The 22,910-nt window shown below is 71.4% G+C and carries 24 protein-coding genes and 3 pseudogenes; 14 read left to right on the forward strand and 13 right to left on the reverse strand.

Translation table 11 applies throughout. The features are described 5' to 3' along the window. Positions 1-126: 126 nt before the first annotated feature. Entirely contained in the window at positions 127-783 is a 657-nt protein-coding gene (locus QC029_RS16835; protein WP_279556515.1) for a TetR/AcrR family transcriptional regulator, read from the reverse strand. A gap of 121 nt (positions 784-904) precedes the next feature. Between QC029_RS16835 and QC029_RS16840 the strand changes: the two genes are divergently transcribed. Then, positions 905-1,915 carry a hypothetical protein gene (locus QC029_RS16840; protein ID WP_279556489.1) on the forward strand — a complete coding sequence of 337 codons (1,011 nt, stop codon included), beginning with the start codon at positions 905-907 and terminating at the stop codon, positions 1,913-1,915. Positions 1,916-2,050: 135 nt separating this feature from the next. Here QC029_RS16840 and QC029_RS16845 read toward each other — a convergent pair whose 3' ends face one another. Together QC029_RS16845 and QC029_RS16850 are read right to left on the reverse strand one after the other, a co-directional pair. Continuing rightward, the gene (locus QC029_RS16845) at positions 2,051-2,536 is read right to left on the reverse strand and encodes a DUF4259 domain-containing protein (protein WP_279556490.1); all 486 of its coding nucleotides are present in this window, start codon (positions 2,534-2,536) and stop codon (positions 2,051-2,053) included. 57 nt (positions 2,537-2,593) lie between these two features. Beyond that, entirely contained in the window at positions 2,594-3,133 is a 540-nt protein-coding gene (locus tag QC029_RS16850; protein ID WP_279556491.1) for a transposase, read from the reverse strand. A 326-nt stretch (positions 3,134-3,459) separates the two neighbouring features. Here QC029_RS16850 and QC029_RS16855 point away from each other — a divergent pair, with 326 nt between their 5' ends. The 5 genes and pseudogenes from QC029_RS16855 to QC029_RS16870 all read left to right on the forward strand — a co-directional run bounded on the left by QC029_RS16855 (position 3,460) and on the right by QC029_RS16870 (position 6,352). Continuing rightward, positions 3,460-3,765: a DUF1778 domain-containing protein gene (locus QC029_RS16855; protein ID WP_279556492.1), complete on the forward strand. Its 306-nt coding sequence runs from the start codon at positions 3,460-3,462 to the stop codon at positions 3,763-3,765. Further along, positions 3,762-4,148, forward strand: coding sequence for a fic family toxin-antitoxin system, toxin component (locus QC029_RS16860; protein WP_279556493.1), 387 nt, complete (start codon positions 3,762-3,764; stop codon positions 4,146-4,148). Before QC029_RS16855 ends, QC029_RS16860 begins: the two co-directional genes overlap by 4 nt. A gap of 222 nt (positions 4,149-4,370) precedes the next feature. Continuing rightward, positions 4,371-4,853 (forward strand): hypothetical protein, encoded by a 483-nt coding sequence (locus tag QC029_RS16865; RefSeq protein ID WP_279556494.1) that lies wholly within the window; start codon positions 4,371-4,373, stop codon positions 4,851-4,853. 814 nt (positions 4,854-5,667) lie between these two features. Continuing rightward, a pseudogene (locus QC029_RS31210) lies at positions 5,668-5,838 on the forward strand (hypothetical protein); the annotation flags it as partial. Beyond that, positions 5,801-6,352: a DUF2399 domain-containing protein gene (locus tag QC029_RS16870; protein WP_279556495.1), complete on the forward strand. Its 552-nt coding sequence runs from the start codon at positions 5,801-5,803 to the stop codon at positions 6,350-6,352. The pseudogene QC029_RS31210 and the gene QC029_RS16870, both read left to right, overlap by 38 nt. 203 nt (positions 6,353-6,555) lie before the next feature. Here QC029_RS16870 and QC029_RS16875 read toward each other — a convergent pair whose 3' ends face one another. From QC029_RS16875 to QC029_RS16890, 4 genes are all read right to left on the reverse strand, one after another. After that, positions 6,556-7,479, reverse strand: a complete 924-nt coding sequence (locus QC029_RS16875) for an NADP-dependent oxidoreductase (RefSeq protein WP_279556496.1) — start codon at positions 7,477-7,479, stop codon at positions 6,556-6,558. Between the two features lie 106 nt (positions 7,480-7,585). Next, entirely contained in the window at positions 7,586-7,981 is a 396-nt protein-coding gene (locus QC029_RS16880) for a MerR family transcriptional regulator (protein ID WP_279556497.1), read from the reverse strand. Positions 7,982-8,091: 110 nt separating this feature from the next. Further along, on the reverse strand, positions 8,092-8,595 hold the full coding sequence (locus QC029_RS16885) for a hypothetical protein (protein ID WP_279556498.1): 504 nt from the start codon (positions 8,593-8,595) through the stop codon (positions 8,092-8,094). Between the two features lie 71 nt (positions 8,596-8,666). Then, positions 8,667-9,065, reverse strand: a complete 399-nt coding sequence (locus QC029_RS16890; RefSeq protein WP_279556499.1) for a hypothetical protein — start codon at positions 9,063-9,065, stop codon at positions 8,667-8,669. Positions 9,066-9,563: 498 nt separating this feature from the next. On the opposite strand from QC029_RS16890, the gene QC029_RS16895 reads away from it, so the two are divergent. From QC029_RS16895 to QC029_RS16905, 3 genes are read left to right on the forward strand one after another with little or no spacing between them, the layout of a single operon-like run. Continuing rightward, positions 9,564-10,442 carry a CPBP family intramembrane glutamic endopeptidase gene (locus QC029_RS16895; RefSeq protein WP_279556500.1) on the forward strand — a complete coding sequence of 293 codons (879 nt, stop codon included), beginning with the start codon at positions 9,564-9,566 and terminating at the stop codon, positions 10,440-10,442. A gap of 28 nt (positions 10,443-10,470) precedes the next feature. Further along, positions 10,471-11,688: a sensor histidine kinase gene (locus tag QC029_RS16900; protein WP_279556501.1), complete on the forward strand. Its 1,218-nt coding sequence runs from the start codon at positions 10,471-10,473 to the stop codon at positions 11,686-11,688. A gap of 4 nt (positions 11,689-11,692) precedes the next feature. Continuing rightward, on the forward strand, positions 11,693-12,385 hold the full coding sequence (locus tag QC029_RS16905; RefSeq protein ID WP_279556502.1) for a response regulator transcription factor: 693 nt from the start codon (positions 11,693-11,695) through the stop codon (positions 12,383-12,385). An 85-nt stretch (positions 12,386-12,470) separates the two neighbouring features. Here QC029_RS16905 and QC029_RS16910 read toward each other — a convergent pair whose 3' ends face one another. Further along, positions 12,471-12,782: a hypothetical protein gene (locus tag QC029_RS16910; RefSeq protein ID WP_279556503.1), complete on the reverse strand. Its 312-nt coding sequence runs from the start codon at positions 12,780-12,782 to the stop codon at positions 12,471-12,473. An 86-nt stretch (positions 12,783-12,868) separates the two neighbouring features. Here QC029_RS16910 and QC029_RS16915 point away from each other — a divergent pair. Together QC029_RS16915 and QC029_RS16920 are read left to right on the forward strand one after the other, a co-directional pair. After that, positions 12,869-13,435, forward strand: a pseudogene (locus tag QC029_RS16915) (carboxylesterase/lipase family protein); the annotation flags it as partial. Between the two features lie 163 nt (positions 13,436-13,598). Then, positions 13,599-14,009: pseudogene (locus QC029_RS16920) on the forward strand (EF-hand domain-containing protein); the annotation flags it as partial. A 150-nt stretch (positions 14,010-14,159) separates the two neighbouring features. On the opposite strand, the gene QC029_RS16925 reads toward QC029_RS16920, so the two are convergent. The 5 genes from QC029_RS16925 to QC029_RS31125 form a co-directional block, all read right to left on the reverse strand. Further along, entirely contained in the window at positions 14,160-15,065 is a 906-nt protein-coding gene (locus tag QC029_RS16925; RefSeq protein ID WP_279556504.1) for a class I SAM-dependent methyltransferase, read from the reverse strand. A gap of 80 nt (positions 15,066-15,145) precedes the next feature. Next, positions 15,146-16,252 carry an NAD(P)-dependent alcohol dehydrogenase gene (locus tag QC029_RS16930; RefSeq protein ID WP_279556505.1) on the reverse strand — a complete coding sequence of 369 codons (1,107 nt, stop codon included), beginning with the start codon at positions 16,250-16,252 and terminating at the stop codon, positions 15,146-15,148. 1 nt (position 16,253) lies between these two features. Next, on the reverse strand, positions 16,254-17,657 hold the full coding sequence (locus QC029_RS16935) for an aldehyde dehydrogenase family protein (protein ID WP_279556506.1): 1,404 nt from the start codon (positions 17,655-17,657) through the stop codon (positions 16,254-16,256). A 5-nt stretch (positions 17,658-17,662) separates the two neighbouring features. Further along, on the reverse strand, positions 17,663-18,418 hold the full coding sequence (locus QC029_RS16940; RefSeq protein WP_279556507.1) for a (5-formylfuran-3-yl)methyl phosphate synthase: 756 nt from the start codon (positions 18,416-18,418) through the stop codon (positions 17,663-17,665). A 278-nt stretch (positions 18,419-18,696) separates the two neighbouring features. Next, complete coding sequence (locus QC029_RS31125; protein WP_336621593.1) at positions 18,697-19,293, reverse strand: hypothetical protein; 597 nt, start codon at positions 19,291-19,293, stop codon at positions 18,697-18,699. A gap of 377 nt (positions 19,294-19,670) precedes the next feature. On the opposite strand from QC029_RS31125, the gene QC029_RS16950 reads away from it, so the two are divergent. From QC029_RS16950 to QC029_RS16960, 3 genes are all read left to right on the forward strand, one after another. Then, positions 19,671-20,333 (forward strand): urease subunit gamma, encoded by a 663-nt coding sequence (locus QC029_RS16950; RefSeq protein WP_279556508.1) that lies wholly within the window; start codon positions 19,671-19,673, stop codon positions 20,331-20,333. Then, a complete protein-coding gene (locus QC029_RS16955) occupies positions 20,317-22,158 on the forward strand; it encodes an urease subunit alpha (protein WP_279556509.1) in 1,842 nt (613 codons plus the stop codon). The genes QC029_RS16950 and QC029_RS16955 overlap by 17 nt, the downstream gene beginning before the upstream one ends. Positions 22,159-22,233: 75 nt before the next feature. Next, a complete protein-coding gene (locus QC029_RS16960; protein ID WP_279556510.1) occupies positions 22,234-22,908 on the forward strand; it encodes an urease accessory UreF family protein in 675 nt (224 codons plus the stop codon). Positions 22,909-22,910: the final 2 nt, after the last annotated feature.

A 22,910-nucleotide genomic window follows, 5' to 3' on the forward strand; every position in this document is an offset into this window, starting at 1 on the left:
CGAGTTCGGCGCGCTGCTGTCGGACGGGTGCGAATCGGCGGCTTCCACCTCTTCCGCAGGCAGGTCCTGCTGACCCGCTGAGCATGCCGGACGGACGAAACCTCGGCGAGTGCCTCACCAGGACCACTATGGCCGGGTGCGCCGTTCGGCGGCGTCGAACGCGGGCGCCAGCGGGGCCAGTGCCGCGCGGAGCTGGTCGGGCAGTGAGCCGGAGGGTACGACCAGCGCTCCAGCAGTGCGCCTTTCGGGCGTTTGCGCGGTTTCGGCCGGCCGGAGCCAGCCTTCCAGCGCGATGCGCACCGCCGCGGCCACACTCGCCGCCAGCACCCGGGCCGTGTGGGCGCCGGTCTCAGGCAGACGTTCGGCGATCACCGTGGCGAGAGGGTGCTCGATACCGGCGGCGGCATCGAGGAACGCATCGCGCAGCGCGGGCCGGGAGGTGATCAACAACAGTGCCTCGCGTGCGCGTTCACCGGTGTCCGTGTACTGCTCGATCACCGCTTCGGTGACGGCGTCGGCCAGACGCGCTTCCGCCGGCCGGGCCGCGACCGCCTCCGCGATGCGCGCCTCCCGGTCGGCGGTGACGGCGGAGACGATCGCTTGCTCCCGGCTGGAGAAGTAGTTGTTGTAGGTGCGCGGCGAGACCCCGGCCGCTTCGGCGATGTCCTCGACCCGCACCTGGTCAGGCCCTCGCTCCATGGCCAGGCGCAGGGCCGCCTCGCGCAGCGCCGCACGCGTGGCCTGCTTCTTCCGTTCCCGCAGCCGCGGTGGGGGCGTCGTCACGATGCCAGACTCCCACACAAGACTGCGCGCACGCAAACTTGCGTGCGCGCACTTTTCTCTGTCAGTCTCGCTCTCGACCAGAGAGCGGCCGAGGAAGGACGTCACCATGCGGGCAAGAGGAATGACCTACGACACCGAATTCGTCCTGCACGGCCGAGCCTCCCGCGGTTGCTTCGATCCGACGGTCGTCCGCCGCGAACTCGCCATCATCCGCGACGACCTGCACTGCAACGCGGTGCAGATCATCGGCGGCGACCCGGAACGGCTGGAGCTCGCCGCAACTGCCGCCGCCGAACTCGGCCTGGAGATCTGGTTCTCGCCCTATCCGCTGGAGTTGGATTCCCAGCAGATCCTCACGCTCTTCCGCGACTGCGCCGAGCGAGCGGAACGGCTCCGCCGGCGGGGAGCCACCGTCGTATTCGTCGCGGGGGTCGAGCTGAGCGTGATGAACAGAGGATTCCTGCCCGGCGAAAACCCCGAGGAGCGGGTCGGGTATCTGATGCGCCACCCCGAGCGACGGGCCGAGGCGATACGCGTACTCGGCGAGCGGGTCAACGCGTTCCTCGCCGACGCCGTGGCCACGGTCCGTGAACGCTTCCGAGGCCGGCTCACCTACGCGGCCATCCAGTTCGAGCAGGTGGACTGGGCTCCCTTCGACATTGTGACGTACGAGTTGATCCGCTCCGCCGAGGTCGCCGACCGGTTCCGGGACGCGGTGCGAACGCTGGCGCAGGGCCCGAAGCCGCTCGCCGTCACCGGGTTCGGCACTGCGGCCTACCGGGGCGCGGGCGACCGTGGCGGGCGGGTGCTGGAAGTGGTCGAGCACGATCCGGAGACCAAAGCTCCGCTACGGCTGAACGGCGTGTACGAGCGTGACGAGGCCGGCCAGGCCGCGTACCTGAGCGAACTGCTGGAGATTTTCCAGTCCGAGGGCGTGGACGCCGCGTTCGTGTACCTCTTCGCCCTGTCCGGCTACCCGCACCGCCCCAACGGCGATCCCCGGGACGACCTGGACCGGGCCAGCCTGGGCATCGTCAAACACCTCGAAGGGCACCGGGGCCGGACCTACCCCGACATGGACTGGGAGCCCAAGGCCGCCTTCACGGCAGTCGCACAGCAGTACCGGGGGTGACACGTCCTACACATCGCGAGGTGCCCGCCGAAGCCGTTGCAGCGGACTACCACGGGTCTGTACGCGCCTACTGCATGGACTGCCCGAACGATCCGACTCTCCGCAGGTTGTGCGACAGGAAGTGGGACAGGGCCCTCACCGGTTCTGGCTCAAGTCCTGTGATCCGCAACACCGGGCTACCAGCTGACTGTCGAACAGTACCTCTTCCTGAGGGCCGGATTCGGGTGCGAGGACGGCGCGAAGGCGGCTGACGCCCTGCCGCCACCTCGGGCCACCGGGGGTCTCGTCCCAGAGTTCGGCGAGCTCGGACTCCTCGGCGACCACGCGGTCGAGCGCTTCGACAGCAAGCGGCCGAAGACCGTCGGCGAAGACCGGAAGGGTCTCCTTGGGCCCGTAGCTTGTGCTGATCGGCTCACCGCCCGGGCACTGTGCAGCGATGGGAGCGGCGGCTGCGGCAGCCTCTGCGCCCTCTGGGCTTTCGAGGTAGTCCCGGGCCTGGATGGTGCGGCTGAGCGTCGTGCGCACGAGGCCCTCGCGCCTGTCCGGGGCCGCCTCGTCCAGGGTGTGGGCGAAGTCCGCGGCCATGTCGTTCTCGAAAGGGCCGATGTCCCAGGTTCCCATGGCGCTCTCCTCGCGTTGACGTGCGGTGATCATCGCAGCGGCCACTGACAGCGGTTGTCAGAGGGAGAGCAGGGCGCGCTTCCGCAGGAGGGCCAGGCCGGCGCGGCCGAGCATCCGGCGCTTGAGCATCTTGATCCGGTTGACACGGCCTTCGATGACGCCCGAGTTCCAGGGCAGGGTGAGACCGGCGATGACCGCGTCGCGGTCTCGGTCGATGCCGGCGGCGAGGGTGTGGAGGCTGGGCAGGTCGTCCTGCCGGACGGCGTCGAGCAAATCGGGCAGCCGCTCGCCCTGGCAGCCGGTGAGCACGGTCGCGAAGGTGCGGACGTGCCGGGCGAGGGCGTCGAGTTCGGGGCAGTTCGTCCGGATGGCCTTGAGTTGGTGCTGCTCGGCCTCGGTGAGGGTTTCCGGGTGCCGGAGGATCCATCCCGCGACGGTCCGGGGCGAGGGTGGCCGGGCGGTCACCGGCTGCGGTGATGTGCGCTTGTCGTGCAGGTAGGCGCGAACCCGCTGGCAGTTGCCCTGGTAGCCAAGCGGGACGATCTCCTCCCACAGCCTCCACGCGTTCGGCCGGGCCCGTCGGCGGCTGGGGGGCAAGGGTGAGGGTGCGGTGTTCGGTGTCCTCGGCGACGCCGATAGCAGGGTGCCGCCGTCGACGGCGAAGGACGCCAGGTCCCGGGCGAGTTCCTTGTTGGAGCTCTCGCCCGGGGCCCGGGGCCTCCTTGGCGTCCAGGTGGTGCGACTCGCCGATCAGGCCCTGCTCCAAGACGGTGCGCAGGTCGGCCTCGGTCTTCGGCGCCCAGCCGGGGGTGTCGGGTGAGAGGCAGGTCGACATCGGTCAGGCCTTCCTCGCGAATGGTTGGGTGCGTGTCCTACGGCCGTGCCCCTGACGACGGCGTGGTACCGCTGGTACCGTGGGGGCCATGACGGAATCGAAGGCGATGAATCTGCGGTTCCCCGACCCCGAGCAGCGGGCCGCGATCGCGGCGGCCGCTCGGGAAGCGGGGGTGAGCATGCAGGAGTACATCCTGTCGGCCGCCTACGACCGTGCCACCGCGGTGGAGCGGCGGTTCCTGGAGGGTTTCAGGATGTCGATGGACCGCAGCGGCGCGGCGTTCGCCGCCGAGCCCGCCACTATCGATCCCACTGCCGAGCAGCGGGCCTCCGAGCGGGCCGCCCGGCACGAGATGGGCCAGCGCGCGCAGCCGGGGCGGGGCGACGCCGCGTGAGCGAGCCCGACCCGGTCCACCGGCTGGATGTTCCCTTCCTGCTGCACGCCGCTGAGCTCCTCGACGGCGACCCCCAGGTCGATGATCTGGGGCCGCTGTACGCGGCGGTCGCCCGCACCGGCGCCCGGGCTCTGGACCACGACGTCTACGGCTCACCTCACCTCAAGGCCGGCGCGCTGCTGCAGACCCTGGCCAAGCTCCCCTGCCTGGAGCACTCGAACGAGGCGTTCGCCTGGCACTCGACCGAGGCGTTCCTCGCCCTGAACGGCCACCGGCTGGACTACCCACCCAAGGAAGCCGTCGCCCTGGTACGGGACGCGGCTAGCGGCGCCCTCGGAGTCGCCGGAATCGCCCGCCGACTGCGCACCTGGACCACCACCTGAGCCACTCGGCGGAGTGGCAGCCGAAGCAAAGGAGCGCCGCCGGCCTCAGCACCTGACCGACTGCCCCGGCCCTCTGCTCCGCAGCCGGGCCGGAGTCAGCCGCGGCCGGTGCGCCGGTCGATGTGGGCCTGCAGCAGGCGCATCGCCGGCCGGTGGTCGTAGGACGCGCTGCCCTGGGGAGTCGCAGTTCCGTTCCCAGTACACCCAACGGAGACGAAGCGCATGCTGTCAGCGGACGAGCCGTTCGCGGAGTACAACCCCCTCGCAGCACTGGTGCTGACTCTGTCCGGTGTCGTCGGCACCCCGACACTCCTCCTGTGCGGACTCTGGACCGGGATCGTGCTGCTGGTTCGCATCAAGAAGGCTCCGGCCGCAGCGACGTGGACGGCGGCCCTGAAGTCAGCTGCGCTCCTGGTGTGGGCCGGGGCGGTCGGCATGTACACCTGGGGACTGCTGCACCTGATGTTCACCGACGACTACGGCGAGTCCATGGCGTGCCATGCTGTCGGCGGGAAGCATGTCGTCGGCTACGACCCCTCGTTCGTCCCACTGCGTTTCGGGTGCCGCTTGGACGACGGACGGACGGTCGACGTGATCGTTCCCGGCTACGTCAACGCGTGGGCGTTCTCGCTGGCCGGATGCGCCCTGGTCCTCACCCTGATCGTGCGGGCCAGAAACAAGCGGAGCGGGGAGAGGACCGGCTGACGGTCGGCGCCGCTTGGCCCGCCGGCCGTTCACGGCCTTGAGCGGAGGCTCGGTCACCACGTTCGCCTCTACCTCCTCGGTCCCAAAGCCCCCAGGCTCCTCGCGGCAGCGGTGATGCTGATCGACGGGCACCTCCGGGGCTTCTGGCCGGCGGCCCCGGGGGAAACCGCCTGGCTGCGCCACCTGAACGGGCAAGGCACCGGCGAATGCCGCTCCTTGAACCAGGAACCGTCCCCGCGCAGTCTCGGCGCGACCGCGGCCTCCAGCCTCGGCCTGGTCGCCGCGGCCCTGGCCGCGCTGCTGCTCAAGGAGAACAGGAGACGGACCGCATCGGCATGGGCCCTGTTCCTGGCCTGCACTCCCGCCGCGGCCGCGCTGGCCATGCCCCTGAGTTTCGACGGCACCCAGGCGCGTGACGCCTCCGCCCTCCGGTGCGCCGGGGACGCGCCGCGGGTGTGCCCGTGGCCGGAACAGCAACCGCGCAGGGACGTCTTCGTCCGCGAGGCCACCGACGCGGCCGAGCGTCTGCAAACCGCCGGTCTTCAGCCACCCGCGCGCATCGAGTTCGGCATGGTCAAGCCCGACCCGCCGGACACCCGGGCGGTAACCGCCACCAGCCTCCTGCCCACCGAACCCCCCGCCTGCTCCCAGCAGCCAGACGCCCGGTACCCCGGAGACGCAGCCTTCGCCCCCTTGTACGTCTGGCTCGCCCTGACCGCCGGCTCCTCACCGGACCTCCTGACCGGGCGCTGGCCGCAGGAGGCCGCCTCCCTGGCCCAACAGGTCCGCAACGGGGCGGGCAGACCGCCGCCGCCTGGTCCACGAGGCGGCCGGCGACCCCCACGGCCTGGATCCCGGAACCGACCTGGGCGGGCTGGCCCCAGCCATCGCTGCTTGCCGGCCCGCACCGCCCGGCGGGGGCCGGCGTGCGGCCTGGGCGCGGCTGGGTGTCGACGAGGACCGGTTCACCGGCGGCCTGCTCGTCCTCAACCTCTCCCCCGCCACCCGGCGCATCCCCGCCGGGGAGCCCGTGGTGCTTCACCCCCTGGACCCTGCAGCGCGCCGCATGGCCCGCCCCCGGAGCGGGAGAGCGGTGGGTGTTCGTCACCGAGAACCCCTCGGTGACAGCGGCCGCCCTCGAACACGACGGGGCGCGGCACGCCCGGCTGCTGCGCACGGTGGGCACCCCCTCGGCGCAGGAACTGGCCGCCCTGGCCCGCCTGGCCGAACGAGGGTGGCGCATCGCCGCCCGCACCGACTTCGACCCCGCGGGCCTGGCCCATGTTCGCGCCGTCCTCCACCCTGCCCCCTACCGGCCCGCGCGCCTGGAAACCGGGCAGCTGCCGCCACCGGCCGGGACCCCGCCCTGGCCGGTGCCATGCGCGCCCGCGCCCGCCCGGCCTACGAAGAAGCCCTGCTGGACGAGCTGTGCGCCGACCTGCACGCCGGGCCCCCCGTATCCCTGCCGCGCAGACCTCGTCCGCCCGGCCGGCAGCTGACCGGCCGGGCGGACGACCGCAGTCGGCGGCCGGTGGACCGGTCAGGCCGCGGGTGCGGTGCCGGCGATCCGGCCCCTGTCGGCGTACGCCTGAACGTGCTCAACCCCGTACAGAGGTGAACGTGCTCAGTTGATGATGCGTTGACCACGGGTTCTCGTCAGTCCGCAGTGGACGGTCGACGGCGTCCGACGGCCGGGCACTTCTCATGCCACCTTGATGACAACCTTGCCCGAGGTGTGACCGTTCTCGACGGTGGCGAGGGCGGCCGGGGCGTCGGAGAGCGGATGGACCGCGGTGATGACGGGTACGAGGAGTCCGTCGAGGGCCAGCCGGGCCGACCACTCCAGGTTCTCGCGGTCGACGCGACGCTCGACGAAACGCCCACCGAGATCGGGCACAGACATATCACCCACAGCGATGACGTTGCGGGGATCCTGGGCCAGCGGAGCGACCGTCCGCAGCGAGGGGCCTCCGGCCAGGTCGACGATCCCGTCGAAGCCGTCCGGAACCAGCTCGCGTGCCGCGGCGGCGACGTCCTCGGCGGTGTAGTCGATGAACCGCACCCCGATGGCCTCGGCATGCTCGCGTTTGGCGGTACTCCCGGTGCCGATCACACGCAGCTCGCGCCCGATAGCCAGCCGGGCGACGGCGAGGCCGACCCCGCCCCCGACTCCGTTGACCAGGACCGTGGCACCGGCCGGGAGGCTGAGCTGGTCGAGCACGTCCACCGCGGTCGTCCCGGCTACTGGCAGCGTTGCCGCCACGGTCGCGGGCAGACCCTCCGGGATGCGCGCGGTGTTCGGCGCGGACAGCACCGTCGTCTCGGCGTAGGTGCCGCCACCGGTGAGTGCGAAGCCGAAGACCGCGTCACCCACCTCGAGCCCGTTGACGTCCTCGCCCCGGGCGAGAACGGTTCCGGCTGCCTCCATGCCCAGCACGCGGGGAAACGGACGCCCGCCGTCGAGCCCGTCGACCAGACCCGAGCGCAGAAGGTGGTCGAGGGGATTCACGCCGGCGACCTCGACCTGGATCAGCACCTCGCCGCGACCGGGGACAGGGTCGGGACGATCGAAGAACTCCTGCACCTCGGGCCCGCCGTACCTGCCGAAACCCCACGCCTGCCCCATCTTCCGCCGCCTCCTGTATGACCGACCCGGTGTTTCCGGGCGTTGTCGCCATCCTCACCTCTGACATTGATGTGAGGGGCAACCGGCTGAGACGCAGATCACAGCATCAGGCCGACCGCGCCACCGGTCCCGGGGCCGCGGACAGCTCCACCCGGTGTCGGCTGTTGGCCCTGATCAGCACGTCGAGTGCATCCCGGGTCTCGATCAGGTGCGCAATGTCGGCGTCGATCCGGTCGCGATCACGCATCATCGCCGTGAACGTCTCCTCGGCGACGCCCAGGTCACCCGGGACGTCCACACACGGCAGCACGGTCGCGATCACCCTGCTGGACATACCCGCGTCGAACAGCTGTCGGATGAGTGACACGCGCTGGACCGCAGCATCGGAATAGTGACGCTGCCCCGCGTCGGAGCGTGAGCTGGTCAGCAGGCCCTGCTCTTCGTAGTACCGCAGTGAGCGCGGACTCACGCCCGTGCGCTTGGACAACTCGCCTATCCGCATTCCTGGAGCCTACGCCCGCGTGCTCCGGGTTCAGACCGCCGTCGAGTCATGGACGCTCGCGGACACCCCCACGGCCGTGGCACAACGAGGGCGGGGACGGGCCGGTAGTCTCAGCTCAGGACGTCTCGCAGCAGCCTGGCGTGCTTTACCGTCTGGCTCGATCCGGTGCGCGCGGCCACCGCCTCGACCTCGGGGGTACGGCTCTTGGCCGCGCAGCGCAAAGCGCACTCGACCGCGAGCGCGAGGAGTGCCCCGGCTTCCCGGACCGGTGTGCCGCGCAGCAGCGCGGGCAGGGCGGCCTCCGGTACGGACCAGACCGTGACGTACGCGCCGGTCTCGGCTGCCGCGCGCAGTCCGTCGGTGACGCGTTTCGGTGAGCTCGATCCGTTGCGTATCAACGCCTGCAACTGCCCCGCGAGCAGCCGGCCGTCCAGCCGCCTCTGGGCGGCGAGCAAGAGCAGGGCGTCCACCGCGTCGTCACGGTCGTAGCCGATCCAGGGACAGCCGATCTTCCAGGCGATCCGCCCGTGCAGGGCGTACCCCGCCGGGCCGCCCGCTTCGGCCAGACGCGCGAGCATGCGGCTGTTCACCGAGTCCTTGGCGTGTGCGGCCACCTTGTCGCGGTGATGTGGCAGCTGAGCGACCCAGTACGGTGCAGCGTAGGCGCCGTGAAGGCTGTGGCTGCCTATGGGGAACGGTCCCGTTCGTATGGACCGAACACGACCGCGGCGACCGGCGGAGGCGGAATATCCCGATCCGGCCCGAGGTGCGCGGGCTCCCACCGTCCGGGCGGGGCGCCGGCCGGATCGGCGGCCGGCCACTTCTCCGGAGTCGAGTCCTGGTGCGGCAGACCACCCTCGCGCAGCCAGCGCGCCAGCCGTCGGCCGTCGGCCGTCGGCCGTCGGCCGTCGGCCGTCGTCCGGCGTCCGGCGTCCGGCGTCCGGCGTCCGGCGTCCGGCTGCAGGTCACCCGCGGCGCGCCGCACCTGCTCATCCGCTGTGGAGGTCACTCGCAGCAGGACCTGCGCCAGATCGACCGCCGCCGGTTCGACCCGCATACGCTCCGGCTCGGCGACGCGCTCCACCAGGCACCGTGCGCCCCGCTTGCCGGTGAACTCCTTGCCGTATCCCGGCTGTATGCAGCCGCGACGACGCTATCCCAGCGGCCGTCCGACGCCCGGTGGGAGCTGATCCGCCCCATGCTGGAAGCCTGGCGAGCGGCCCGCGCCGACATCCGCCGGGCCACCGGGAGAGCTCGGTGGTCAGGGCGTCGTCCATTTTCCCGGTCCGGCCACCCGTGGGTGTCCAGCAGCGGGCCGTCCAGCGGCCTGCCGACCAGTTCGGCGTGGGTACGGTGCGGGGGCGGGCCGGAGTTGGGGGCGTCGTGCTCCGCGCCGTCTCGTACGACGTCCGGTCCTGTTCGTGCTTCAACCGCGTCCCGTGGCGGAGCGGGCGGGGGCGGGTCGCGCATCCCCCGTGAGAGCCACAGGAACTGTCCATGCGGGGGTGATTCGCGGACGTCCTCGGGTTCCTAGCGTGGTCGTCAGGTCACCACGGGTGTGACCACTACCGGGGAGGCCACCATGGGCACCACGTCAGCCGTACGACACGGCACAGGCTCCGGCCCGGACAAGGACCGCGAGAGAGACGGCGGCCGTTTCGGCCGGATCGTGCGCTCTCCGCTCGGCTGGATGCTGACGGGAATGGTCGGCGTCGGCCTGGTCTCGGGTCTGACGGCGACCGGACCCGGACCGGTGCCGGTGCTGGGCGCAGCCGCCGCGGTGGCCGTGTACTGGGTGGTCATGCGGCGTGTCGCGCGACGCCCTACGCCGGAGACCGCCTGGTCCGGAGCCGGCCGGGAGGCGCTGCTGGGCGGCGGGATCGGCCTGGGCTTCATCCTCGTCTCCGCCCTTCTGATCACGGCGTTCGGAGGCTATTCGTTCTCCTGGGCAGGCAATGGCTTCATGTCGGTCGTCTGGGCCGCAGTCGCGGTGCAGGCCGGCGCTGCGGTCACCGAGGAGCTGCTGTTCCGCGGTCTTGCCCTGCAGGCTCTGGAGAAACTGTGGGGCAGCCGGGCCGCCATCGTGATCACCTCGCTGTTCTTCGGTATCGCCCACCTGGGAGCCCCGGGCGCGAGCGCGTGGAGCGGACTGGCGATCGCTCTGGAGGCGGGAGTCCTGCTCGGAGCCGCGTTCTTGTGGCGGCGTAACATCTGGTTCGTCGCGGGTCTGCACTTCGCCTGGAACACCACGGAGCAGCTGCTCGGCGTCCCGGTCTCCGGACACACGCCCGAGGGTCTGTTCACCGTCGATGTCCATGGCTCCGCCTTCCTGACCGGTGGCGGCTTTGGCCTGGAGGCATCGATTGTGCCCGTCCTCATCGGCGTGGCTCTCGCCGTCCCGATGCTCGTCCTCGCCCACCGGAACGGTGGCATCAGGGCCCGCCGGCGGGCGGGCCACTGAGACATGCCGACTGGAGGAGACGGAAGTGATGCCCCGCCAGGCGCCCTGGAGTCTCCCGCTGCTCCAGGCGCCGCTCGACTGGTGGCAGGGGCGGGATGCCCTCCTCAGGGACGGTGTCCTCGCTCTGACGCTCACCCTGCTGGCCTTCGTGCCGACCCTGTCCCACCTCGGTGCCCAGATCGGCGATCTGCCCGAGCGGCCGGCGAACGCGCTGGGCGCCGGGCTGGTCCTGGCCCAGATCCTGCCGCTGGCGGTCCGCCGCAGACGGCCCGCAGCCTGTCTGGCCGTCGTCGCGGGCGCGTTCGCCGTGCACCAGGCGCTGGGCTTCGCGACGACGTTCGCGAGTGTGGGGCTGTATCTGGCCCTGTACTCCGCCGGGGCCCATCAGATCCGCTTCCGCCGCGGCCTGGTCGTCGTGGCGAGTGCGGGTTACGCCGTGCTGGCCATCGCCCTGGACCACCTCGGCTCACCGCAGTCGATACCGGACTATCTCGCGTTCTCTCTGGCTCTGGCCGCAGCCTGGCTGACGGGGAGTACGGTGCGCACGCGGCGGGCGGAAGAGGCGAAGCGACGGCGACTGGCTGCCGAGGCGGCCACGGCCGCCGAGCGGGCGCGGATCGCCCGCGAGCTGCACGACGTGGTCACCCACCACGTGACGGCCATGGTGGTCCAAGCCGACGCGGCGCAGTTCCTGCTCACGTCCGCGCCGGAACGCGCCGGTGAGGGACTGACGGCCGTCAGCGACACCGGCCGTCGGGCGTTGACGGAGCTGCGGTACCTGCTCGGTGTCCTGGAGGCGACCGGCGAGTCGGCTTCTGCGGACCCGGCGAGTGCGGGTCGGGCGCCCGCCCTGGGGCAGGTGGGGGACCTGGTCGAGCAGGCCCGCAGGTCGGGCCAGCCGGTCGAGTTCAGCGAGCAGGGCGAGCGGCGGCCGCAGGGCGTAGACGTGGAGCTGGCCGCGTACCGAGTGGTGCAGGAGGCCCTCACCAATGCCATGAAGTACGCAGCCGGGAAGCCGACACGGATCCTGCTCCGGCACGGCGACGAGCACATCGAGATCAAGGTGACCACCGACGGACCCGCCGCCGCACCGGTCAAGCGGAAACCGGACCCTGCGGGCGGACGCGGGCTGGCCGGGCTGCGTGCACGGGTGCGGATGCTCGATGGTGAACTGAAGGCCGGCTCCCGGCCCGGAGGCGGGTTCGAGGTCCGCGCCACGATTCCGTCCAAGCCCCTTCAGGAGTGACCCCGTGAGCGATGCGCCGCCACCGATCCGTGTGCTCGTCTGCGACGACCAGGCGCTGGTGCGGACCGGCTACGTCACCATCTTCTCCGCGCAGCCCGACATGGAGGTCGTCGGGGAGGCCGAGAACGGCCACGAGGCGGTTCAGACCGCGCGGCGGCTGCGCCCCGACGTGGTCGTGATGGACATCCGGATGCCCCTGCTCGACGGCATCCAAGCGACGCGCCAACTGGCCGGTCCCGATACCGAGGACGCGCCGAAGGTACTGGTCGTCACCACGTTCAACGTCGACGCCTACGTCTACGACGCGTTGCGCGCCGGAGCGAGCGGCTTCCTCCTCAAGGACGCGCCTCCGGCGGAGCTGGTCAACGGTATCCGGACCGTCGCCCAGGGCGAGGCACTGCTGGCACCCGCCGTCACCCGCCACCTCATCGGCCACTTCGCCCGGCATCTGCGACCGGCCGACACCTCCCTGCCGGCCAGACAGGACGTCGTGCGTGCGCTGACCCCCCGCGAGCTGGAAGCGCTCCAGCTGATCGCCGAGGGACTGTCGAACGCGGAGATCGCCGCGGCGATGTTCATCACGCCCGAGACCGTCAAGACCTACGTGTCGCGCATCCTGGCGAAACTCGGCCTGCGCGACCGCGTCCAGGCCGTCGTCCTCGCCTACCGGGTCGGACTGGTACCCGGCACACCGTGACCGGCATGATCGTGTGCCCCATGTACAGCTCCGCCCGCCCGGCAGCCCAGGCGAGACCCCTTCCCCGGCGCCTTCAGTCGGCTCGTCAGCGATCGACCGGGAGCACCCGGTCCAGGCCGCTCTCGCGCAGGATCTGCTGGATGGTTTCGTCCAGGGTGCTGGCTGTGTCGATCACGGTCTCCAGGGCCTCGGGCAGCAGGTCCTTCTCTCGGTACCAGTCACGCAGGTGGTCGGCGGTGACGTGCTCGAGGTACAGGGCATCAGGCATCGTCGCGTGCCTCAGTACCGTCTCCGCGTAGGCCACGCCCAGGTAGTAGCAGCGCGAGACGCCACGGTGGGCGCGCACCGGGTTCTGGAGCATCGTGCCGTAGCGGTCGGCGTACAGGGTGCCCTCCACGACGACGTGGAAGCCGTGGTCCAGGGTGTAACGAGCGGTCAGGTCGATCAGGTCGATGTTGGCGCCGCCGGGCCGGCCGTGTTCGCACGCACCACGACCCGCTGGCCGGGCTCAGCCCTTTCAGCCTCGTCCCGGACACCCAGCCCGCCGAGCCCGACGCCGCCGGAGCCGGCGTCGGCGTCGGCGTCGGCGTCGGCGTCGGCGTCGGCGTCGGCGTCGGCGTCGACCTGCTGATTGGGACCAACGCGGAGGAGGCGAACCTCTACCTGGCCCCTGTGGGCAGGTACGCCACCTCGACCGCCGGGGACGTCCATGACGCGGCGGCGCGCTCGCACCCGGATCCGGTGCGGCTCGTCGAGACCCATCGGAAGGCACGCCCCGGAGCGTCCTTCGGCGAGCTGCGGTCTGCCATTACGGGCGACGCGCTGTTCGGCGTGGGCAGCCGTGCCCTGGCCGGCGCGCACGCCGCCCGTTCGGGAGCCGCCACCTTCACCTACGAGTTCACCTGGCGTTCCGGCGCCCTGGGCGGGGAACTCGGTGCCGCCCACGTGGTCGAGCTGCCCTTCGTCTTCGACCTCGCACACCTGCGCGGGCTGCGTGGGCCCAACGCCCTGCTCGGCCCCGGTGAGCCGCCCGCGGACCTCGCCGCCCGCACCCCTCGCGGAACCCCACCGTGACCGTCACCGCCGCCACCGCCGGGACCCGCCCCGCCCCCGGCGGCCCGTACGACCAGGCCCGGTGGCAGTACCGGGGCGGTGCGGCTCTCGTGGTACCGGCGCCCGGCCAGGATCCCGCTCCGCGACAGGGGCCGGATCCGCTTCGGACGACGGTGCCAAGGCCGCCATCCGGGCCGCGTTCCGCCGGTACTGGACGACGTTGGCCACCGAACCGGACGCCAACGGCGACGGTGTGATCACCGTGGACGAGTTCCGTCCGTTCGTGCTCGACGCCGAGCGGTTCGGTCCCACGATCGCCGAGTTCGCCGAGGCTCTCTCCGCACTCGGCGACCCCGACGGGGACGGCCTGATCGAGCGCCCCCTCTTCGTATCGCTGATGACGGCGATCGGCTTCGAGGAGGCGAACATCCACGCTCTCTTCGATGCCTTCGGTCCGGACGCCGAGGACCGCATCACCGTGGCTATGTGGGCCGCCGGCATCAAGGACTGCTACGCGCCGGACATGGCCGGGATCCCGGGCGACCGGTTGGTAGCTGCCCGGGCCGTCTGACACGGTCCGTCAGCGGCTTTCCCGGCCGTGGGCGGCACCGCTTCGACGTGACCGAACTGCCGCCCGGTGATACGCGTCCCGCCGGGCGGGGCCTGTGGTCGGGCCCTGCCCTGAGCCTCCGTGAGGACGTCGTCGTGAGCGTTGCGGGAGTCAGGGCGATGGCTTGTGCGCGAACACCCACCGGTTTCCCTCCAGCGCATCGTTGAGCTCGGGCAGGGGGCCACGTCGGTGCCGGCGGGTGAAGTCGAAGGGCGTGTACATGGAGGTGGACCAGCCCTTGGCCGTCAGGTCGCCCGCGGAGTCGGGTCGTGGTCCCTTGTCGAAGAGGTGGAGCAGGTCGATGCCGATCTGTTCTCGCGTCGCCGTGTAGATCGGGCTGTCGCGGTACGCCTGTAGGTCCTTTTCCAGCTTGGCCTCGAAGGCCAGTGTGCTGCCTTCGGTGGTCAGACTGTCCACCGTGTCGATGAGGTACGTCTCGGCAGGGCCCGGCAGGTAGAAGAGGAGTCCCTCGGCCAGCCAGACGCTCGGTGCGGCTGGGTCGAAGCCGGCGGTGGTCAGCGCGGTGGCCCAGTCGGCGCGCAGGTCGACGGTCACGGGGACGCGCGTTGCCTTCGGGGTGGCTGGTAGGTCCGTGAGTACCTGGTGCTTGAACGTCAGCACGGCCGCTCGGTCTATCTCGAAGATGACGCAGTCGGAGGGCCAGTCCAGCCGGAAGGCGCGGGTGTCCAGGCCGGCGCCCAGGAGAACGACTTGGCGGGCGCTCGTACGGACCGACCGGAGGAGGAAGTCGTCGAGGACCCTGGTCCTCAGGCCGAAGTAGCGGGCGAACCGCCCCCACAGTGGGTTGCCGTCCCCGTCCGGGACCTGTTCGATGCGCACCGGCCAGTTTGCGCACGCCGGGGCGGCGCGCACGAAGTGTTCCGCGTAGATGTCCTGGGCCAGGCTGTCGTGGCGGTGGGTCTCGATCGCCCGTGCCGCAGCGACCAGGAGGGCGGTCAGACCCACGCCTGCGTTCACGCCTTCCACGTCCGTGTGTTGCGGCGCCGTGCCGGTCATGTTTCCTCCGTTGGCAGGGGTGGGGAGCGCGAGGTGTCTGCTTGTCGGATGCGGTGAGTCTGTGGTGCTGTATGCCCGGCTCATCGGCTTCTTCGCTGTGGGAGCAGGACGGGTTTGACCACGCGGCCCGCGTCGCAGTCGCGTTCGGCCTCGTTGATGTCGGCCAGTGGGTAGGTGCGGATCAGCTGGTCGAAGGGGAAGCGTCCGGCTCGCCATAGCCCGGTCAATCGGGGTATCAGCAGCCCGGGTACGGCGTCCCCTTCGCAGATGTGGCGGATGCTGCGGCCCCGGTCCAGCGTGCCCGGTTCGAGCGGCAGCGCGGTGTGGAGCCGTGCCACCAGGCCAAGGCTGCCGGTGGGGCGCAATGCCCGGAGCGCGTCGTTGATGAGCGGGGAGGAGGCCGTGGTGTCCAGCGCGTACTGCACGCCGCCGTCGGTCAGGCGCCGGATCTGCTCGGGCAGTCCGGCCGTTGCTGCGGTCAGCGGGATCGCGCCGAGTTGTTCGGCCAGGGCCAGCCGCCCGGGATGCCGGTCGACGGCCACGGTCACCGCGCCGGCGGCGGTGGCGGCCATCACGGCGGCCAGGCCCACCGCTCCCGCGCCGTAGACCGCGAGGGTGTCGCCCGGGCCGGCGCCGAAGGTGTTCAGCACGGCTCCGGCGCCGGTGAGGAAGCCGCAGCCGAGCGGCCCGAGCAGTTCGACGGGCAGTGCGGGGTCGACCCGGACTGCGTTGCGGGCCGGGACGAGCGCGTACTCGGCGAACGAGGACTGGCCGAACCAGCGGGGGGCCAGCGCTCCCCCGGTTGCGTCGGTGAGCCGCGGCGCGTTCTCCTTGCGTCCTCCGAAGAGGTTGAGGGAGGCGAAGGAGTCGCAGTAGGCGGGGGCCGCGCCGCGGCAGGTTCGGCAGTGCCCACAGGAGTCGAAGCTCAGCACGACGTGGTCGCCGACGGCGATCGCGGTGTCCGTGCCGCCGCCCGTCCGCATCACGACGCCGGCCCCCTCGTGGCCGAGCACCGCCGGCAGCGGGCTGCGGCCGGCCGATCGCCGGACCGCGAGATCGGTCCGGCACATCCCGCAGCCCGCGATCTCGACCAGAATTTCACCGGCGGCGGGTTCCGTGCGCAGGGTCACCTCCTCGACCGTGAACGGGTCCTCGTACGAGCGCAGTACGGCCGCCTGGAACCTCATCTCATGCCTCCTGCGGACGGTGGACGACGAACGGCCGGAGGTTGCCGTAGAGCCCCCACGGTCCGCCGGCGACGCCGACACCGCTGCTTTTGACGCCTGCGAAGGGTTGGGCGAGGGACAGTTCGGCGTGGTGGTTGATCCAGGCCGTGCCGCATTCGAGCCGGTCGGCCACGGCCTCGGCCCGGTCGAGATCGGTGCCCCATACGGAGCCGCCCAGTCCGAAGCCGGTGCCGTTGGCCGCGTCGACGGCTTCGTCGATGCTCCGGTACGGCAGCACCGGCAGGACGGGGCCGAACTGCTCCTCGGTCACCACCGGGCTGCCGGGCGGGACATCGGTGAGGATCGTGGGAGCGAAGAAGTAGCCCGGGCCGTCCAGCCGGTGGCCGCCGGCCGCCGCCCGGGCTCCATCCGCCAGGGCCTGCTTCGTAACCTGCTCGACCCTGGTCAACTGGGGGGCGTTGTTGACCGGGCCCAGCCTGGTTCCAGGGTTCAGGCCGGGGCCGACGGCGACGGTCTTCGCGCGCTGGGCGAGGGCTTCGACGACTTCGGCGTGGAGCCGGGCCGGGGCGTAGACGCGTTTGACCGCCATGCAGACCTGCCCGCAGTTGCGGAACGCGGCCCAGAACAGCCGGTCCGCGATCCGGTCGACGTCGACGTCGTCCAGCAGGACGGCGGCGTCGTTGCCGCCCAGTTCCAGGGTGACCCGGGCGAGGGAGGCCGCCGCCGCTTCGGCGACGGCCCGTCCGGTGGGCACCGAGCCGGTGAAGGTGACGTGGCGGATGCCCGGGTGGGAGGCGAGGCGGGCGCCGAGGGGTTCGCGGCCGGTGACCACGGTCAGGACGTCCTCGGGCAAGGCGGGGGCGAGGACGGAGCCGAGCAGCCGGGTGGCGAGGGGGGTGAACGGGGACGGCTTGAGGATCACGGTGTTGCCCGCCGCGAGGGCGGGCGCGAACTTCGCCGCCGCGAGCTGGAGGGGGAAGTTCCACGGCACGATCGCGCCGACGGGCCCGAGGGAACGCCAGCGGATCTCGCTGTGCACGGGCCGGCCGTCGGTGATCCGCCGGGTTCTGGGGGTCAAGTCGGCGAAGTAGCGCAGGCGGGCCGCCGTACGGGCGATCTCCGCGTACGACTCGGCCAGGGGCTTGCCCTGTTCCCGGGTGAGCAACCGGGCGAGGTCGTCGTCGGCCGTCTCCACAGCGTCGGCCGCCGCGCGTAACGCGGTGGTGCGGGCGGCGGGGTCGGCGCGCCAGCCGTGCCAAGCCCGGTGGGCCCGGTCGACCACGGCGTCCAACCCGTCCGGCTGCTGGTCGGGGGTCTCGTCGAAGGTCTCCCCGGTGGCCGGGTCGACGACGGCGAGACGCGCGGCCCGGCGTCCGGGAGCGCGACCGGGCTCAGATGTCGGCATGCCGGTCAGTTGACGGCGGGGACGCCGGCCGCGTGCTCCCGGGCCTGCCGGTCCATCTCTGCCCGGAAGGCGGCCACGAGATGCGGCTGAATCCTTCCGGCATTGCGGTCGCCACCCTCGCAGACCGCTCCGCGCACGCCCACGATGTCCGTGCCGATGCGGGTCAGCGGACCGAGGTCGGTCTGTTTGACACTGCCCGCGAGGGCGGCGAGCAGACCGGAAGCGTGGGCCAGCCGGACGAACTCGGCACAGACGTCCGGCGGAACGTGGTCGAACAGCCGCGTCCCGTCCTTGACGGCCGTGTCCAGCATGGTCGCGTCGGCGCCGGAGCGGGCGGCGATGTCGGGCAGGGCGAGCGGGTTGACGCAGCCGATGCGGTGGGCGTCGGCGTAACCGGAGGCGACGACGAGCGCTTCGGGGCGGTAGTCCTTCACCGCTCGGACGACCGCGCGCATGACCTCGATGCCCTGGTCGGGCGTCGTGCAGCCGTAGAGGCCGACCTTGATGTACGTGGCCCCCGAGACGACCGCGCCGAGTGCGGCCTGGGCCACCGTGCCGGGCTTGTACGGGACATCCCCCACGGTCGCGGACACCGGCTTGTCCGCCGGAACCGCGTCGCGGATATCCCTGATGACCCAGGGGAAGTTCGCGCCGAGAGAACCCTCGTCGGGCTTTTTGACGTCGACGATGTCGAGATGCTCCGCCGCCTTCGCGCAATCGAGAGCCTCCTCGACACCGTCCGGGGAGATGAGAAGCAACACCCTGACCTCCTTCGCCGCCGGTCCGCCCGGCCGAGGGACAGGGGGGACCGCGGATCACCCGGCTCATGTGCAGTGCACTCATCATTTCCGTCACCCTGGGAAACCGGGAGGGCGCACAGAGTGCCCGCGGGTGCTCATGCTTGCGCACAGTGCGCCGTACACGCCGCGACAAATCAACCACAGACAACACAATTCGCTCTACTGGCGAATAGCTCGAACTTGCGACAAACGTCCGACGCCGCACGTCGCAAGTGACAACAGGACTGCCTATGTGACCACTACGTGCTTCGGCTCACCGCGCTGACGAAGACCGGGTGGCAGCCGATCGCGGCGGCGACAGCGTCCCAGGCGTAGGCCTCGTCTTGAGCACCATCGGGGAGCGGTTCCACGGCGGCCGGGGACAGGGCGTAGCCGACACCGGTTGCGTCGATGAACCGGACCGTGTCGTCGCCGGGTTCGGCCGGGGCGACGGACCGGATGTGCGGGCTGCGGCGCAGTGCGTCGGCGACGCGGACGACATCGTGGCCGGAGTCAGCCGCGGCCGCCGGTGCGCCGGTCGATGTGGGCTTGCAGCAGGCGCATCGCCGGCCGGTGGTCGTAGGACGCGGCCAGCTCCATCGGGGTGCGACCACCCGGGTCCGGCAGCTGGGGTCGGCGCCGAAGGCGAGGAGGACGGCGGTGGTGTGGACGGTCAGCGGCCGGCCGCTCTGCAGGGCGCTGTCGCCCTCGATGTCGACGGCATGGCCCAGCAGCGTCAGGTCGCAGCACACCTCGTCGGGGTCGGCGCCGTCGGCCAGCAGCCGGGCCAGGGTTTCGGCGTCCTCGCATTCGACGGCCCGATGGGCCGGGGTGCAGGGCGGAAGCAGAGGAATCACCGCGCCGTCCAACCCCTCCCCCGCCCCGGCCGCCAGCTCTCCCCAAGGGCAGGCCGCAGCCGGGCGGGCCCGGCGGGCCGCGGGCCGGCAAAGGAGGAGGTGGGCCGGGCATCTCCCGTCCGCTCTCGCCGAGCGGAAGATCGTGGGGCGTACCGGCGGAAGCCGCCGATGCCTCTCCGCCCCCACACGGGTTTTGCGCCCCGCATGCGCCCTGTGATCCCGGTTCACTCCATTCGGGCCGACCAGCCTGTTTTGCTGCCCATAAGTTCTTTCCTCCCTCAGGATCGGTCTGCGGCAGGTACGACGGGCGGCATCTCCTTTCCGCTGCCTGGTGCTTGCCGCGCGGGTGAAGCGACGAACAGGAGAGGGGGATCGGCGTGCATCTGACTCCGCATGAGCAGGAGCGTCTGTTGATTCACGTGGCGGCCGATGTTGCCCAGCGGCGGCGTGAGCGCGGTCTGCTGTTGAACTATCCCGAGGTCATGGCGCTGTTGACGGCGCATGTCTATGAGGAGGCGCGGGCTGGGGCGACGGTCGATTCGGTGATGGAGTCCGGGCGCCATGTGTTGCAGCGCAGCGAGGTCATGGACGGTGTGCCGGAGATGATCGACAACGTCCAGGTCGAGGCGACGTTCCCGGACGGGACGAAGCTGGTGACCATCAGCAGTCCGTTCGACGAGGCGTCCAGCAAGGTGGACGTCCATCCCGGCAAGCGGGAGCTGCTGCCGGACGAGGACGAGCACCGGGTGGCGTTCAACACGGGCGCGACGCCGGTGTCGCTGATCGTTCGCAACCCCAAGGACCGCCCGATCCAGGTGGGATCCCACTTCCATTTCGCCGAGGCCAACGAGGGATTGGACTTCCCCCGTGAGGCGGCCCATGGGATGCGGCTGCACATTCCGTCCGGCACCTCCGAGCGGTTCGAGCCCGGCGACGCGCGCACCGTGATGCTGGTGCCGATTGCCGGCGAGCGGATCGTCCACGGGCTCCAGGCCGACAAGAGCGAAGAGGAGAAGCACCTCGATGCCGGACAGGACTGAGAAGGACAGGCCCTGGGACCCGCTACTGCGTTCCCGCTACGCCGACCTGTACGGACCGACCTCCGGCGACCGGGTCCGGCTCGCCGACACCAACCTCGTCCTGCGTATCGACGCCGACTGGTGCGGCGGCCCGGGGCTCAGCGGCGATGAGATGGTCTTCGGCGGCGGCAAGGTGATCCGCGAGTCCATGGGCCAGTCGCACATCCCTCGCGACGACCCCCGCGAGCCGGTGGACACCGTGATCACCGGGGCTCTGATCCTGGACCACTGGGGCGTGGTCAAGGCCGACGTCGGACTGCGCGACGGCCGCATCCGGGCCATCGGCAAGGCGTACAACCCGGAGACCATGACGCCGCCGGCCAACCGCGACCCGCGTGCGTCGGCCTTCGTCGTGGGGCCTGAGACGGAGGTGATCTCCGGCCAGGGCCGCATTCTGACCGCGGGCGGTGTGGACACCCATGTGCACTTCCTGTGTCCGGAGCAGATCCACGAGGCGGTTGCGTCGGGGGTGACGACGCTGATCGGCGGCGGCACCGGGCCCGCCGAGGGCAGTACGGCCACTACTGTGACGCCCGGCAAGTGGCACATCCAGCGGATGTTCGAGGCGCTCGACGCCTTCCCGGTCAACATCGGCCTGCTCGCCAAGGGCAGCACCGTCTCCGAGAAGGCGCTGCACGACCAGGTCGCGGCCGGCGCCCTCGGCTTCAAGATCCACGAGGACTGGGGTGCGACCCCGGCCGTGATCGACGCGGCCCTGAACGTGTGCGAGGAGACCGGGGTCCAGGTCGCCCTGCACGCCGACTCCCTGAACGAGTCCGGCTTCGTGCACCACACCTTCGCCGCGACCAAGAAGAACCGCCGGAGCAAGGACACCGCCGACTACCGCAGTCTGCATATCTTCCATATCGAGGGCGCCGGCGGCGGTCACGCTCCCGACATGATCAGCCTGGCGAGCAAGCCGAACGTGCTGCCCGCGTCGACCAACCCCACCCGGCCCTTCACGGTCAACACGGTGAAGGAGCACGTCGACATGATGATCGTGTGCCATCACCTCAACCCGGAGGTCGAGGCGGACATGAAGTTCGCCGACTCCCGGATCCGGCCGTCCACCATGGCCGCCGAGGACCTGCTGCACGACATGGGGGCCATCTCGATGATGTCCTCCGACGCCCAGGCCATGGGCCGCATCGGTGAAATGATCATGCGGACCTGGCAGACCGCGCACGTCATGAAGTCACGCTACGGCCACCTGCGCGAGGACGACGCCGACGCGGACAACTTCCGCGCCCGGCGCTACATCGCCAAGTACACCATCAACCCGGCCATCACCCATGGCATCGACCACGAGGTCGGGTCCGTCGAAACCGGGAAACTCGCCGACCTGGTCCTGTGGGAGCCGAAGTTCTTCGGCGTCAAGCCGCACATGGTCATCAAGGGCGGCCAGATCTCCTACGCCCAGATCGGCGACGCCAACGCCTCCATCCCCACACCGCAGCCCTACCTGCCGCGCCCTGTCTGGGGCTTCAAGGGCCGCGCCCCGGCATCGAACTCCTTCAACTTCGTCGCCGAGGCCGCCCTGGAGGGCGAGCTCTCCCGGATCGGGCTGCTCAAGCCCCTGCGTGCGATCCGCTCCACCCGGGGGGTCACCAAGGCCGACATGGTCCACAACGACGGAGTGCCGGACATCGTCATCGACCCCGACACCTTCGACGTCACCATCGGCGGCGCCACCACCTCCGACGTCCGCACCACGGTCGGCGGGCAGGAAGTCGGACGCAACTACGCCACCGAGCTGCCCCTGGCGCAGCGCTACTTCCTGTTCTGACCATCCCGGCCGGGTCCGGTCGCCCCAGCGCGGCCGTCCCCGGCACCTCCTCGAGAAAGGCGTTCCCGGCACCCCATGAGCCGCACTGCCCTGCTCGTCCTGGCCGACGGCCGTTTCCCCGCAGGCGGGCACGCCCACTCCGGCGGGATGGAGGCCGCCGTCGCCTCCGGCCGGGTCCACGACACCGCGAGCCTGGAGGCGTTCTGCCGCGGGCGGCTGCACACCGCAGGACTGGTCGCGGCCGGCCTCGCCGCAGCGGCCGCCGGAGGGTACGACGCCCTCGCCTTGGACGAGGCCGCCGACACCCGCACCCCCGTACCGGCGCTGCGCTGCATCGCCCGCCGTCTTGGCCGGCAACTGATGCGCGCGGCCCGGGCCACCTGGCCCAGCACCGACCTCGACCACCTCGCCCGCCACCGGCCCCGGGGCGCCCACCAGCCGGTCGTGCTCGGCGTCACCGCCCGCGCCGCCGGACTCACCCCGCTCGACGCCGCCCAAGCCGCCGCCTACGAGAACGTGGGCGGACCGGCGACCGCCGCAGTGCGTCTGCTGAGCCTCGACCCGTTCGACGCCACCGCCGTCCTGGCGCGGCTCGCCGACGAACTCGACACCGTCGCCGACGCCGCGGCCGACGCCGCGGCGCGGACGGCGACAGAGGGGGTCGCCGCCCTGCCTGCCGCCTCCGCTCCCCTGCTGGACATCACCGGTGAGCAGCACGCCGCCTGGTCCGTCCGGCTCTTCGCTTCCTGACC

Source organism: Streptomyces sp. DH37, from assembly GCF_029813835.1.
Classification (GTDB): Bacteria; Actinomycetota; Actinomycetes; order Streptomycetales; family Streptomycetaceae; genus Streptomyces.